At 61.8% G+C, this 14,847-nt stretch carries 8 protein-coding genes; 4 read left to right on the top strand and 4 right to left on the bottom strand.

The window, feature by feature from the left end; all coding sequences use genetic code 11:
* Positions 1 to 8: 8 nt before the first annotated feature.
* Positions 9 to 1,586, bottom strand: a complete 1,578-nt coding sequence (locus tag AC07OE_RS14675) for a cryptochrome/deoxyribodipyrimidine photo-lyase family protein (protein ID WP_495071316.1) — start codon at positions 1,584 to 1,586, stop codon at positions 9 to 11.
* A gap of 196 nt (positions 1,587 to 1,782) precedes the next feature.
* The gene (gene uvrA / locus AC07OE_RS14670) at positions 1,783 to 4,848 is read right to left on the bottom strand and encodes an excinuclease ABC subunit UvrA (protein WP_495071315.1); all 3,066 of its coding nucleotides are present in this window, start codon (positions 4,846 to 4,848) and stop codon (positions 1,783 to 1,785) included.
* Positions 4,849 to 4,976: 128 nt separating this feature from the next.
* Between uvrA and AC07OE_RS14665 the strand changes: the two genes are divergently transcribed.
* Entirely contained in the window at positions 4,977 to 6,155 is a 1,179-nt protein-coding gene (locus tag AC07OE_RS14665; protein ID WP_495071314.1) for an MFS transporter, read from the top strand.
* Positions 6,156 to 6,181: 26 nt separating this feature from the next.
* Positions 6,182 to 6,685 carry a single-stranded DNA-binding protein gene (gene ssb / locus AC07OE_RS14660; protein WP_495071313.1) on the top strand — a complete coding sequence of 168 codons (504 nt, stop codon included), beginning with the start codon at positions 6,182 to 6,184 and terminating at the stop codon, positions 6,683 to 6,685.
* A gap of 69 nt (positions 6,686 to 6,754) precedes the next feature.
* On the opposite strand, the gene AC07OE_RS14655 is transcribed toward ssb, so the two are convergent.
* Complete coding sequence (locus tag AC07OE_RS14655) at positions 6,755 to 8,608, bottom strand: TolC family outer membrane protein (protein WP_495071312.1); 1,854 nt, start codon at positions 8,606 to 8,608, stop codon at positions 6,755 to 6,757.
* 226 nt (positions 8,609 to 8,834) lie between these two features.
* Between AC07OE_RS14655 and AC07OE_RS14650 the strand changes: the two genes are divergently transcribed.
* Positions 8,835 to 9,521, top strand: coding sequence for a transglutaminase-like cysteine peptidase (locus AC07OE_RS14650; RefSeq protein ID WP_495071311.1), 687 nt, complete (start codon positions 8,835 to 8,837; stop codon positions 9,519 to 9,521).
* A gap of 23 nt (positions 9,522 to 9,544) precedes the next feature.
* Entirely contained in the window at positions 9,545 to 11,476 is a 1,932-nt protein-coding gene (locus tag AC07OE_RS14645; protein ID WP_495071310.1) for a bifunctional diguanylate cyclase/phosphodiesterase, read from the top strand.
* Between the two features lie 21 nt (positions 11,477 to 11,497).
* On the opposite strand, the gene AC07OE_RS14640 is transcribed toward AC07OE_RS14645, so the two are convergent.
* Positions 11,498 to 14,847: VCBS domain-containing protein (locus AC07OE_RS14640; RefSeq protein WP_495071309.1), on the bottom strand; the 3,350-nt coding region annotated here is incomplete at its 5' end.

Here is a 14,847-nt window from a genome sequence, read left to right as displayed (position 1 = left end):
TATGCGGCTCAGGCAAACAGGTCGCCCTGTGGCGATGGCGCTTCGGGGGCTGGGGTTTGGCGTTGGCGGGACGTCACCCGGCGTTGTGCCGAAGGTGGCAAGCCGCTCTTGCGCGAGCCATGGCGCGCTTGCACTTCACCGGCTTCTTCGCGGGCTTGCGTGGTTTGGCGCAGGCCGTACATGCGGTCTTTGGCGGCTTTCAGGGCAGCCTTGTCATCCACGATGGGGGCGGGGTAGTCCACGCCAATCACGCAGCCTGCCATGCGCTGTACGCTGGCATCCATCTCCCATGGCTTGGCCAGGTAAGGCAGGGGCACGCGGGCCAGTTCTGGCACCCAGCGTCGTATGAAAACGCCCTGGGGGTCCTGGTCCTGCGCCTGTTTGGTGGGGGAGTACATGCGCAGCGTGTTGATGCCGGTGGTGCCGCTTTGCATCTGCATCTGGCTCCAGTGGATGCCTGCCTCGAAGTCCAGAAACTGTCGCCCCAGAAACAGACCCGTGGGGCGCCAGTGCAGCCAGAGCTGGTAGCTGGCAAAGCTGACCAGCATGGCCCGCATGCGGAAGTTGAGCCAGCCCGTGGCGCGCAGCGAGCGCATGCAGGCATCCACCATGGGGTAACCGGTGCGGCCCTCACACCAGGCTGCAAAGTGGGCGTCGTTGAATTCGTGCTCGCGCAGGCCGTCGCAGACCCGGGCAAAGTTGTGGAACTCGATGCCCGGCTCGTCTTCGAGCTTTTGCATGAAGTGGCAGTGCCAGCGCAGGCGCCCGGCAAAACCGCGCAGGGCATAGGCCATGGTGCGGTCCGGCGTGGTGGCAATGGCTACCTCGGCGGCCTGGTGCACGGTGCGCAGGGACAAGGTGCCGAAAGCCAGATGGGGACTCAGGCGGCTGCAACCGTCCTCGGCGCTCAAGGGGCTGGACAGTGCCTTGCGGTAGTCATAGCCACGCACCTGCAGAAAGCTTTTCAAGGTGCTGCGTGCCGCCTTCTCGCCGGCAGCTTGCAACGCCTTGTGGTGGGGCGCCAAACCCAGGGCACCCAGCGTGGGCAGGTCGGGTTGGTTCAGCGGTGCTGCGGGGGTGAACCTGCCTTGCAGCACATGCAACGGTGCATCCATACGGGCCTGCCAGCGCTGGGCCCAGCCGCTGCGGCTGCGCAGGCGGCGCACCACGCCGGACTGCGGGAACTCCTGCCAGACCACCTGTTTGCCTTGGCACCACCGCGCAACCTCACGGTCGCGCACGTAGGACCAGCCCGGGCCCGTTTCTTCGTGGCTCAGCACATGGGTAAAACGCAGCCCATCCTGCAGCTGGGCCAATACGGTCGTCATGCTGCCGTGGCGCACCAGCAATGGCATGCCGTGCGCGGCCAGCGCAGCACGCAGTTCCATGAGGCAGCCGAGCGCAAAGTCCACATGGCTGGCATCGCACTCGGGGCTTTGCAGCCATTCGGGCTCGAAGACAAAGAGTGCCAGTGCGTCTGTATGGGCCAGGGCCGCTGCCAGTGGCGCGTGGTCGTGCACCCGCAGATCGCGCTTGAACCAAACCAAGGCACGGGTCGTACCCATGCCGCGTTCGTCGTCGTGCATGCATGTCTCCGGGTGCGGGTTGTGCTTCAGCGTATTGCGAAGCAGCCCAGCATTGTGGCGACGTGGCAGGAGTGGCGGGTGCCAGCAGGAAAAGGCCTCCACGCGCCAAGGGCGTCGTACCAGCAATCGCTCTTTTTTGCTACCAAATAGATAGCGTAAATCGCAATGACTGCGGGGGGCTGAGGTGGAAAACGGCTTAAGTACCCGGTTGCAGCAGTGGTTTCAGGTATTTTCCGGTGTAGCTAGCCGGGTTGGCTGCCAGGTCTTCCGGTGTGCCCACGCCCACCACCATGCCACCACCCGCGCCGCCCTCGGGGCCGATGTCGATGAGCCAGTCGGCGGTTTTGATCACGTCCAGGTTGTGCTCGATGATGACGATGGTGTTGCCCGCGTCGCGCAGCTGGTGCAGCACCTTGAGCAATAGGGCAATGTCGGCAAAGTGCAGGCCCGTGGTCGGCTCGTCCAGGATGTAGAGCGTGCGGCCGGTGTCGCGCTTGCTGAGTTCCAGCGCCAGCTTCACGCGCTGGGCCTCGCCACCCGACAGCGTGGTGGCGGCCTGGCCCAGGCGGATGTAGGACAAGCCCACGTCCAGCAGCGTCTGCAGCTTGCGCGCGATGGTGGGCACGGCCTGCAGGAACTCGTAGGCCGCCTCCACCGTCATGTCCAGAATCTGCGCGATGTTCTTGCCTTTGTAGAGCACCTCCAGTGTCTCGCGGTTGTAGCGCTGGCCCGCGCACACGTCGCAAGGCACGTACACATCAGGCAGAAAGTGCATCTCCACCTTCACCATGCCGTCGCCCTGGCAGGCCTCGCAGCGTCCGCCGGCCACGTTGAAGCTGAAGCGGCCCGGGCCGTAGCCGCGTTCACGCGCCGTGGGCACCTCGGCCATGAGTTCGCGGATAGGCGTGAACAGGCCGGTGTAGGTGGCGGGATTGGAGCGCGGGGTGCGGCCAATGGGGGACTGGTCGACGTTGATGACCTTGTCGAAGTACTGGATGCCGTCGATGCTCTCGTGCGCCGCAGGCTCGTCGTGCGCGCGGTAGAGCTGGCGCGCCACAGCGGCGTACAGCGTGTCGTTGACCAGCGTGCTCTTGCCTGAGCCGGACACGCCAGTCACGCAGGTCAGCAGGCCCACGGGGAAGTCCACGTCCACGCCCTTGAGGTTGTGGCCGCTGGCGCCCACCACGCGAATGGCCTGCATATTGCCCTGGGTGGCAAGGTGGTGCGCCTGGCGTTCGGCCCAGGCAAGCGCGGCCTTGCTGGGTGCACCTTTGCCGCCCACGGCCTTGGCCACGGGTTTGGCTTCTGCCACCACGGGCAGCCAGGGCGTGCGGCGCTTGGGTACCTCAATCTGCAAGGTCTTGGCCAGGTACTGACCGGTCAGTGATTCGGTGTTCGCCTTCACCTCGTCAAACGTGCCCTGGGCGATCACGCGCCCGCCGTGCACGCCCGCGCCCAGGCCCATGTCGATCACATGGTCGGCAGCGCGCATCATGTCTTCGTCATGCTCTACCACCAGCACACTGTTGCCAATGTCACGCAGGTGCTGCAGCGTGCCAATCAGCCGGTCATTGTCGCGCTGGTGCAGGCCAATGCTGGGCTCGTCCAGCACGTACATCACGCCCGTCAGGCCCGAGCCGATCTGCGACGCGAGACGGATGCGCTGGCTCTCGCCGCCACTGAGCGTTTCCGCACTGCGGTCCAGGCTCAGGTAGTTCAGGCCCACGTCGTTGAGGAATTTCAGGCGCAGGCCAATCTCGCGAATCACCTTCGACGCGATTTCGCCGCGCGCGCCGGGCATTTGCAGCGTGTTGAAGTACTCAAAACTCTCGCGCAGCGTGGCGTGGCTGATCTCGTAAATGGCGCGGGCCTGGTCTCCTTCTCCGACCTTCACGTGGCGCGCTTCCTTGCGCAGGCGCGAGCCCCCGCAGTCGGGGCAGGGCTGGGTGCTGCGCAGGCGGCCCAGGTCTTCACGCACGAGGGCCGAATCCGTCTCGCGGTAGCGCCGCTGCATATTGGGAATGATGCCCTCGAAGGCGTGTTTCTTGCTGACCTTCTTGCCCTGCGAGGCGCCCGAGTCCATCACGTAGCTGAACTTGATCTCTTCTTCCCCCGACCCGAACAGGATGGCGGCTTGCACCGCTTCGGGCAGGCTGTCGAAGGCGGCGTCGATATCGAACTTGTAGTGCTTGGCCAAGCTCTCCAGCATGCTGAAGTAGTAGCCGTTGCGCCGGTCCCAGCCCTTGATGGCGCCGCTGGCCAGGCTTAGCGTGGGGAAGGCGACCACGCGCGTGGGGTCGAAGAACTCGTGGTTGCCCAGCCCATCGCAGGTGGGGCAAGCGCCCACGGGTGAGTTGAAGGAGAACAGGCGCGGCTCCAGCTCGGCAATCGAGTAGTTGCAGACGGGGCAGGCAAACTTGGCGTTGAATAGGTGCTCTTTAGGCCTCTGGCCCCCGTCACCATTGCGTTGTGCGCTATCAATTTCGGAGTCATTGGGCGCATCCATCTCCAGCGCAATGGCGCGTCCATTGGCCAGGCGCAGCGCGGCTTCAAAGCTTTCGGCCAGGCGTTGTTTCAGGTCGGCGCGCACCTTGATGCGGTCCACCACCACGTCGATGTCGTGTTTCTCGGTCTTCTTCAGCTTGGGCAGGTTCTCGGCCTCATAGGCCTCGCCGTTGATGCGAAAGCGCACATAGCCCTGGGCCTGCATGTCGGCAAAGACGTCCAGAAACTCGCCCTTTTTCTCCCGCGCCAGCGGTGCCAGGATCATCAGGCGCGTGTCTTCGGGCAGGGCCAGCACGGCGTCCACCATCTGGCTCACCGTCTGGCTCTGCAGCGGCAGGTTGTGGTCCGGGCAAAAGGGCGTGCCGGCGCGGGCAAACAGCAGGCGCAGGTAGTCGTGGATCTCGGTCACCGTGCCCACGGTGGAGCGCGGGTTGTGGCTGGTGGCCTTCTGCTCGATGCTGATGGCAGGCGACAGGCCCTCGATCATGTCCACATCGGGCTTGTCCATCAGCTGCAAAAACTGGCGCGCGTAGGTGGAAAGGCTTTCCACATAGCGGCGCTGCCCTTCGGCATACAGCGTGTCAAACGCCAGACTGGACTTGCCGGAGCCGCTCAACCCGGTGATGACCACCAACTGGTTGCGGGGAATGTCCAGATCAATGTTTTTCAGATTGTGGGTGCGCGCACCCCGCACACTGATGTTTTGCTGCTGCAGGGCGCGGGCCAGGTATTTGCCGTCGTCAGTAGGAGAGTTCAAGTTCGTGGCCGCCAAAAGAGTAACCCGCCATGATAGACAATGTCGGGTTGCGCCGCCCGCCCCGGGTTTGTGCCGCCTTTTTGCCACGAGTGCCCGTTTTGCCCACGCCTGCCCTTCCCGATACCACCATGACGCCGCAAGAGCGTCGTTCCAGCGCCTCGCTGGCCCTGATTTTTGCCCTGCGCATGCTGGGGCTTTTCCTGGTTTTGCCCGTGTTTGCACTGGAGGCGCGCCGCTACCCCGGTGGCGATGACCCCGCGCTGGTGGGAATGGCCATGGGCATTTACGGCCTGACCCAAGGCGTACTGCAGATTCCGTTTGGCATGGCGTCCGACCGTTTTGGCCGCAAACCGGTCATGGTGCTGGGGCTGGTGATTTTTGCGGCTGGCAGCGCGCTGGCAGCTTGGGCGCCCACTCTGCCCTGGCTGGTGGCCGGGCGTGCGATGCAAGGCGCTGGGGCCATTTCGGCGGCGGTTACCGCCTTGTTGGCCGACCAGACCCGCGACGTGGTACGTACCAAGGCCATGGCCTTGATCGGCGCCAGCATTGGGCTGATGTTCGCGCTGTCTCTGGTGCTGTCGCCGTTGTTGGCGGCCTGGGTGGGCCTGCATGGTCTGTTTGCCATTACAGCCACCTTGGCGGTGGGGGGCATTGCGGTGGTGCTGTGGTGGGTGCCACCGGAGCCCCTGCAGCATGCCACGCAAGCGCGGGGCCGCTTGCGCGACGTGTTGCGCCATCCGGCGCTGTTGCGGCTGGATTTCGGGGTGTTTGTGCTGCACGCGGTGCAGTTGGCGATGTGGGTGGCCCTGCCCGCCATGCTGGTGCAAGCCGGGCTGGCGCGTGATCTGCATTGGCAGGTCTACCTGCCCGCGGTGCTGGCCTCGTTCCTGGTCATGGGTGCCACACTGTTTCCGCTGGAGAAGCGGGGGTACTTGCGCGCCGTATTTTTGTCGGCAGTAGGGTTGGTGGCTTTGGTGCAGTTGGGGCTGATGGTTCTGACCCGGGCCATGCCTTCAGTGGCCTTGCTGGCGGTGCTGCTGTTCGTGTTCTTTTGCGGGTTCAACGTGTTGGAGGCCAGCCAGCCCAGCCTGGCTTCGCGCGTGGCACCCGCGTCAGCCCGCGGTGCGGCGCTGGGCGTCTACAACACCCTGCAGTCGCTGGGCTTCTTTGCCGGCGGGGCGCTGGGCGGATGGCTGGTGAAGTGGTCAGGGCCGCAGGCCCTGTTTGCGGCCAGCACCGCGGCCATGCTGCTGTGGCTTGCCGTGGCCTGGCCCATGCGGGCCCCGGCCCCGCGCGCGGCGGCATAATCTGCGACTAATTTGGAGAAACTCCCATGGCATCCGTCAACAAAGTCATTCTGGTCGGCAACTGTGGCCGTGACCCTGAAATCCGTTACTTGCCCTCCGGCCAGGCCGTGGCCAATGTGAGCGTGGCCACCAGCAGCCGCCGCAAGGACCGCAATACCGGCGAGACCGTTGAAGACACCCAGTGGCACCGTGTGACCTTTTATGACCGCTTGGCCGAAATCGCCGGTGAGTACGTAAAAAAAGGTCGCCCCATTTATGTGGAAGGTCGCCTGAAGTACGGCAAGTACACCGACCAGTCCGGTGTGGAAAAGAACACGGTGGACATTGTGGCCACCGAGCTGCAGTTGCTGGGCGGCCGTGAAGGTATGGGCGGACCGTCGGACGGCGGTGACGAAGGTGGTGCACCGCCTCCCCGCCGCATGGCACCTGCCGCACCCCGTGCAGCTGCCCCGGCCCCCGCACCGCGCCAGGCACCGGCTCCCCGCCCCGCCAGTGGCTTTGATGACATGGATGACGATATTCCGTTCTGAAAACTGCTCGCGGCGAACAAATAAAAAGCGACCCTTCGGTCGCTTTTTTCATGGGGGCATCGCGTGGGATCAGAAGGTACGACCCTTGGTCACCGTTTCCCGCACGATCTTCCAGGCATCGCCAACGCGTACCAGCGACAAGGTTTTCTCCACGCTGTCGCGGTAGTCCACTGAACCGTACTCCTGCTTGAACGAGACTTCGGCGCTCTTGGCGTCGCAGGCCTGGGGCTTGATCTCGCTCACGGTCGTCTGAATATCGCCCTGCTTGCCGATGCGTTTCTTGCGCAAGGTCTCCCATGCACTGCGGCTCAGGCCCATGGCAGGAACAAAGTTGTCTGCGTACTGCCCCAGATAGCCGGTCGTGTCTTTGGTGTTCCAGGCGGTCAGCCAAGTCTGCACCGACTGCGGCACCTGGGCACAGGCCAACGCTACCGGATCGGGAGGGGGGGCTTTGACGGGCGCGGGTACCACCGGCTGGGGGGCGGGCTCCACCAGGAGCGGCTTGGCCACGGCGACCGGCACCGGGGTCTTTTCAATCGAGGGGAGCGTGTGGGTACTGCACTCCATCAGCTCGTCATCGTCCTCTTGGCCGCCTTTCACCTCGGGCAAGGTGCTCGAGAGGGGCTGCAGTTTCAGGGCTTCCAGAAGCGATCCCGACGATGCGAGCACCCGGGCGTGGGCCAACTGCAGGTCGTACTCGGCGTTGGCGAGGGCCCGGCGGGATTGGTAGTACTCGTTTTCCGTGTCCAGCAAGTCCAGGAGCGAGCGCTGGCCAATATCGAACTGCTGCTGGTAGGCCACCCGGGCTTTGGAGGTGGATAGCTCGTGTTGTTGTAGCAACTTAATCTGGGAGGCAATGCGTACCGAGTCGTTGTAGGCAATTTGCCCGGTCTGCCAGACATCGCGGCAGGCTTTGTCACGCAGGTCGAACGCCGAGTTGAGCTTGGCCGCGTATTGCTTGATGCGGGTGATGTCCGATCCGCCGCGGTACAGGTTGTAGTTCAAGACCAATTCGAGCGTGGAGTCGCGGTAGTCGCCGAGGGTGCCACTCTGGTTGGTTTCGTAGCTTTGGCGTGCCCGGAACTCCAGCGTGGGATACATGGGTGCCTTGCGCAGGTTCATGTCGGCGCGGTAGGCGCGCAAAGTCGCCACTGAGGCCAGAAAGTCCGGGTTCTTCGCCACGGCGCCGCGCAAAAAATCGATGCCTTGGGGCATCTGGCTGGTCAGTGGCGGCGGCGGGGGCAGCTCGGCGGCCGGTGTGTCACCGATCAAGCGCTGGTAGCGGGCTGACACGTCATGCAGGTTGCTGACCTCCGTGAGCCAGTTGGACTCGGCCAGCGCCATCCGGCCCGAGGCTTGCTCCAGGTCGACACGGCGGCCCACGCCGGCTTGCACTTTTTGGCTCAGGCGGCCATGGACCTCCTGGTGGGTCACCAGGTTGTCGGCGGCCATTTCCACCAGTTCGCGGTAGCGGATGACGTCGAGATAGGCACGCGCTGCTTCCAGCCCGGTCTGGTTGCTGGCCGATTGCAGTTCATAGAACGCTGACTGCTGGGCATAGCTCAGACGGCGTACGTCGTTCCGTGTGGCGAAGCCGTCGAACAGTGTTTGGCGCAGCTGGATGGAAGCACGGTTGCCGTTGTAGGACTGGGTGGAGGACAGGTAGGGTTTTAGTGTCTGGTTGGTTGAGGTGGCGGCCTCCAGGTCCACCTTGGGCAACCAGGCACCTTCTGCGGATTTGCGCTCTTCCTGCGATGCTTCGAAATTATGGAAGCGCAGTTTGACTTCCGGGTTTTGCAGGATGGCGCGTTCCACCGCATCCTTCAAGTTGGTCGGAGATGGCTCTGGGGTGGTCTGTGCATTGGCGCCCACGGTAAGGGCAACAAGCGCAATCGCTTGGCTGATTGCGGTCAGTCGATTCATAGTAGAAACTTCTTTGAATTCAAGCTCGCCGGGCTTGTGGGTGGGGCGGAGCGCTGTGCTAACCTCACCGCCAGCGTCCATCGTTTGATTATCTGCCAGCGATCCATTTTTAGCATACCTTGCTTGCAGGGGCCCATTGGAAAACCAAGATCAATTGCGATGAATTTCACGTTATCAGGATTTTTCTGCGGTTGATGCCTGCAGACGGAAGCCGACTCGAATGGTGATGGCCTTGCGCGCGCTCTACAAGTGGGCTGCTACTGTCCTGGTGCTGGCGCTGCTGTTGGGGGCCGTGGGGACTGCACAGGGGGGGGCGGATTTCGACCGCCTTCTGGCCACATTGACGCAGCGCTGGGGTAGCGGCCCGGTGCCCAAGTTCACAGCCTGGCGTGGCCTGATTCAAAGCAACATGGCCGTCAGTGATGCAGAACGCATCAAGCGGGTGAACCAGTTTTTTAACCAGCAAATGCAGTTTGCCGACGATATGGTGGTCTGGGGGCAAGTGGACTACTGGGCGACCCCTATGGAGTCCATAGGGCGTGGTGCGGGAGATTGTGAAGACTTCGTCATCGCCAAATATTTCACGCTGTTGGAGACGGGTGTGGCGCCCGAAAAGCTGCGCCTGATTTATGTGCGTGCCAAGACCGGGGGCTCCGATGGCGCGCCCACGCAGGCCCACATGGTGTTGGCCTACTATGCCCAGCCCGATGCCGAGCCGCTCATCATGGACAACCTGATCCCCGACATTCGTCCCGCCTCGCGCAGGCCGGATTTGGTACCCGTCTTCAGCTTCAACCGGGCGGGTGTGTTTGCCGGTATTGGCGGCGGTGAGGCCGCTGCGCCAGGGGGCACCGGGCGCTTGTCCCGTTGGGAAGATTTGCTGCGGCGCGCGAAGGCCGAAGGTTTTGAATAGATTGCTTGCAAGAGGAAAACGAAATGTCGATGTACCGTCAACTATGGCTCGCGATTGTCGTCAGCATGTTGCTGGCCCTGGGAGGTGGTCTGCTGGCGTCCATGCTGAGTGCGCGCAGCTATCTGGGTTCCCAGCTCTCCATCAAAAATACGGACAATGCGACGGCTTTGGCACTGTCCCTCAGCCAGGGTAGTCCCGATGCGGTAACCGTCGATCTGGTCGTGGCTTCGCTGTTTGACAGCGGGCACTACGAATTGATCCGTGTCACCGATCCCGCCGGCAAATTGATTGCCGAGCGTGTTGGAGATGCCAAGGATCTTGATGCCCCTGCCTGGTTTGCGCACTTGCTGCCCATCACCGCCACACCGGGGCAGGCCCAGATCAGCAGTGGCTGGAAGCAGTTTGGCACTGTCACGTTGATCAGCCACAGCCGTTTTGCCTATGGTGCATTGTGGAAAAGCGCCTATGAAATGGTGCTGGCGTTGTCGCTAGCCGGTGTGGTGGGCGGGCTGCTGGGGTCCATGGTCCTGGGCCGAATTCGCGGGCCACTGCACACGGTGATTGAGCAGGCCAAGGCCATCACCCAACGGCGCTTCGTCACGGTGGAGCTGCCCAAGGTGCCAGAACTCAAGCAATTGGCCATTGCCATGAATGCTACGGTGGGGCGGCTGAAGGCCATGTTTGAGGAGGAGGCTTCGCGGCTGGAGCTGGTGCGCAAAGAGGCCAATTTTGATCCTTTGACTGGGCTAGCCAACCGGTCTCACTTCATGGCGCGTTTGCGCCAGGCGATTGATGCTGAGGACTCGGTGGGCGGAACCTTGATGATGGTCCGGCTGGCTGACCTGACGGGGATCAACCGGCGACTCGGGCGTGCTTCAACAGACGATTTTTTGAAAGTCGTGGGACATACGATCAACGCGGCCTGTGCAACTTCGAGCAACGGTGTGGCTGCACGTCTCAATGGTGCAGACTTCGCCTTATTGCTTCCTGCCGACAAAGCAGGGTATGCCGCGGGCGTTGAGCTGTTGCAAAGTTTGGTGTTGGCTGCTGCGCCTTTTGTCGATGGTGCTGCGACTGCTTGGATTGGTGTTGGCCGGTTTGCTGCTGGTGCGGATGTTGGCGGTCTTCTGTCCCAGGTGGATCTGGCGTTGGCCGCAGCCGAAGCCGGTGGGGAGGACGGTGTGCGGGAAGCCCAGGCGGATGCTGCGGATGAAATGCCTCGTACTGCAGATCAATGGGCCACCATGATCAAGCGCGCACTGGAGCACCAGTGGGTGCGACTTATTTCATTTCCAGTGGTCAACGCCCAAGGTGCCCTGTCGCATCGGGAGTGTCCGTTGCGCTTGATGTTTGACGAAAAAGGCGAGTGGTTGCCAGCTGGCCGATTCCTGCCCGTGGCCGAGCGTCTCAAGTTGACGCCATCGCTTGACCTAGTTGCCGTAGCTTTGGGGCTGCAGGAGCTCAAGGCGGACCCTGACTTGCCCGGATTGGCCATTAACCTGTCTGCGAGTTCACTGGAAGACGCCGCATTTCAGCCGCGCTTGATGGCACTGATCGCGGCAGAAAAAGCGTTGGCGCCCAGGTTATGGCTGGAGATGGCAGAAGGCGGCGCTTTGAAGCATCTTGAAGCGTTCAAAGTACTGTGTCGCGCCTTGAACGCCGTAGGCTGCAGGACCGGGTTGGAGCACTTTGGGCACCACTTCAGCCAGATCGGTCAGCTGCACGACCTCGGCTTGGACTATCTGAAGGTGGACTCCAGTTTTGTACGTGGGGTGGAGTCCAACAGCGGCAATGCGGCCTTCCTGAAAGGACTATGCGGCATTGCCCACAACATTGGTTTGCTCGTGCTGGCAGAAGGCGTCACGTCGCCCAGCGAATTGGACACCGTGCTGGCGTTGGGTTTTGACGGAGCAACGGGTCCTGGGGTACGGGCGTTGCCCATAACCCACTCCTGAAGCGCAAGTCGCCAGCACGTATCAGTCGACGATCAACCGTTTGTTGGTTAGCAAGTCCTGTATGACTGCATTGTCATTGAGCAGGGTGGTGCCATTGTTGTCTTGCAGCAGGTTCACGCCGGTCAATACGATGGTCTGATTTTCATTGGCGGCGTTGTAGGTCCCACCAGTAAAGCCACCATTGGTGCTGACGTGAACCACAGTGTTTCCGTTGGAAACTTCAAAGTGCAGATAGTTGGACAGGTTGCCAGAAGCGAGTCCTTGATGGCTTTCGCCGACCAACAGATCGCGCAGGTCCAGTACATCCCCCTCCGATTTGCTGAAGTCCATCACCAAGTCAGTGGTGCCAGATAGGCCAATGTTGTTGCCTACGCCATAAGCGTTCCCTGCGCCAGCAGCGGCAACACCATTGGTGCTGCTGCCATCGTTGAGGGACCAGACGAAGACGTCTGAGCCTGAGTCGCCCCGGAGTACATCGCTGCCGGCGCCACCTTCAAGACGGTCATTGCCGGCACCGCCGCGCAACGCATCATTGCTTGCACCGCCGTTCAAATAGTCGTTGCCGGCACCACCGTACAGCAGGTCGCTTCCGGCTTCGCCAAACAAGGCGTCGTTGCCAGCTCCTCCATGTACCAAGTCACCGTAGCCTTTGTTGGTATTGCTGGCGACGGTAGCCGTCAAAGTGCCGCCTGCAGTCGTCATGCTTCCATCGGCTGTCGTCATAAAGGTCGATGCGGCGAGGTTGGCAACACTCGTCAAGGCAGTGCCACTGTCTCCGGCGTATACAACATCATTGCCAGCGCCGGCCTCTACATAGTCGTTGCCGCCCAAGGCGCTGATGCTATCGTCCGATGCGGTGCCAACTATGTTGTTCGCGGCTGCAGTCCCCGTGATCAACGATGTCGCGGCATACGTGTCAGTGTGGCCGTTGATGGTGACGGTCAGCGTGCTGGTACTTGTTAAGCCGCCTGGATCTGTGACGGTATAGGAAATGAAGTCAGTCAGCGACTCTCCGGTGTTGAGCGCGTTCACGCGCGCATCATCGCTGGTCAGTGCATAGGTGTAGTTCCCGTTGGCATTGATCACGAACGTTCCGTAGGAGCCGGCTATGCTGGCCCCAGTGAGTGCGCTCTGACCACTGACTGCGGCAACACTCAACGTATCCCCATCCACATCCGTGTCGTTGCTGGTGACGGAGCCAGTAATCGTGTAGACCCCTGAGTCCTCGGTCACGCTGTTGGTATCCGCTACTGCTACCGGTGCGTCGTTGACGGCGGCTACGGGAATGGACAGCGTGGTGAGCGTAGTGGCTAGTTCGCTGGTAGCGTTTTCCTTGCTGGTCAGTTCCAGCGTCAAGCCATATGTGCCGTTGAAGTTGGCCGGTGGCTTCAAGGTCAAGGTGCTGAGCGACCAGCCGCTGATGTTGATGGACGTGGTCGCGGCGCTGGCTGTGAAGCTATTGGTGCCGTCGGAAAGGACAGTGCCGGTCAAGAGATTCTTCGCGAAAAGCGAAACCAGGGACTCTGATCCATCGGTGTCGGCCAATGCAATCGTAATGGGCGAAATCTTGATCGCTGTATCTTCCACGCCGCTGTTGCTTACAGGGTAGTAGCCGGCAGTGCTGGTTCCGACGACTGCATCGTGGATACCACCGGCGTTCTCAACGGCTGCGATGGAACTGTAGATTTTGAAGTTGGCGCTGGTCAAGTCCTGTGCAGTACCACCATCGATACTCAGGTAGGGTTTGATTGCTCCAATCGAATTGCCGTTGTAAACAGCCCAGTCGAGCGTGTAATAGCCACTGACGGCGGCCGTGTAGGTTGTGCCGGTGATATTGCCCCAGCTGTTGTATTGTTTCTCCAGAACAATGGTGCCTCCGAGTGACAGCAGGGCCGTATCGTCCATGTAGGAGCTGAAGGTGTAGGTGTGGCCCGCGTCGAGGTAGATCAACCCAGTCATCCGGTAAGCACCGTCAGTTGGGATTCCCGATGGATCGCTGTTGGTGTTTACGGTGTAGTTCTGGGGTGCCGTAGATATGGATGTCGTGGCTGGTGTATCGGCATTCAACAAGTTGAGCAGTTGTTCCACCTCTGTCAAGGTGTCTACCGTCGTCGTATCAATATTCGGTACAGCCGTGTAAGTCCGCACAGTCAATCCGTCACCCGCGGGTTGCGTCACAACCGTGGTGGCGCCGTCGATCACAGAGGCCCCACCAATCTTGAGAATGGGATCATCCGCCACGGGCTTGATATCAACCGTCAATGTGGCCGTGGTGCTGGTAAGGCTGCCGTCGCTTCCTTGGTAGGTGAAGCTGGCGTAGTGGCTCTTCATGTTGCCTGTACCAGCCGTTGCATAGTCACTGCCACCGGACTCATTGAGGTCTGGTGTGAAGCGCAAGTGTCCTGCATCAACCTCAGCTTTGGTGATCAACTGGTTGGCTGCAACATTGGTCCATGTCACTCCGTTGGCCGAGTATTGCAGCGTACCGTCCGACGGCAGCGTAATGATCTTCACACTCAGGGCACTGGTGGATGAATCGATGTCGTTGATAGAGAAATTTGTCCACGACAGGGTGATCGCCGTGTCCTCTGTTCCTGAGACCGTGCCGCTGGTGACGGTCGGAGCATCGTTGGTGCCATTGATGGTGACGGTGATGGCCTGGGTGGCGGTGCCATCCAGACTCTTGACGGAGATGGAATCGGTGAGGGACTGGCCTGCGCCCAGGGCCTGGATGGCGCTTTGTGCGTTGTTGGCGGCATAGGTCCATGCACCGGTGCTGGTGTTGAACGTGAAAGTGCCGTAGGTACCGGCCAGCGTGGCCGGCGTCTGGAAGGTGGCCTGGCCGCTGTCCACATCGGAGACGGCGAGTGCGCCGCTGGTGGAGAGGTTGCCGCCGGAGACGGCGACATCCTCGGTCATGGAGCCGGTGGAGGTACCGGTGATGGCGGCGTTGTCATTGGCGCCGGTGACCGTGACATCGATGGTCTGGGTGGCAGTGCCATCCTGGCTGGTGACGGAGAGCGTGTCGTGCACGACCTGACCGGCCGTGAGGGCCTGGGTGGCGGACTTGGTGTTGTCCAGCGCATAGGTCCATGCGCCGGTGGCGTTGTTGAAAGTGAAAGTCCCGTAAGTGCCAGTGAGGCTGGCCGGAGCCACAGCGGTAAAGCTGGACTGACCGGAATCGGCATCGGAGATGGTCAGGGTACCGCTGGCGTTGGGCGTGCCGGTGGTGGCGTTGGCCACGCCGCCGGCCTCGACCACGGCGCCGGAGCTGGAGCCGCCAATCACGGGCACATCGTTGGTGCCATTGATGGTGACGGTGATGGCCTGGGTGGCGGTGCCATCCAGACTCTTGACGGAGATGGAATCGG

The sequence above is a fragment of the Rhodoferax sp. GW821-FHT09E07 genome (assembly GCF_059416145.1).
Note: the sequence above shows the minus strand (reverse complement) of the source record. Positions and strands in the feature narration are given on the sequence as shown.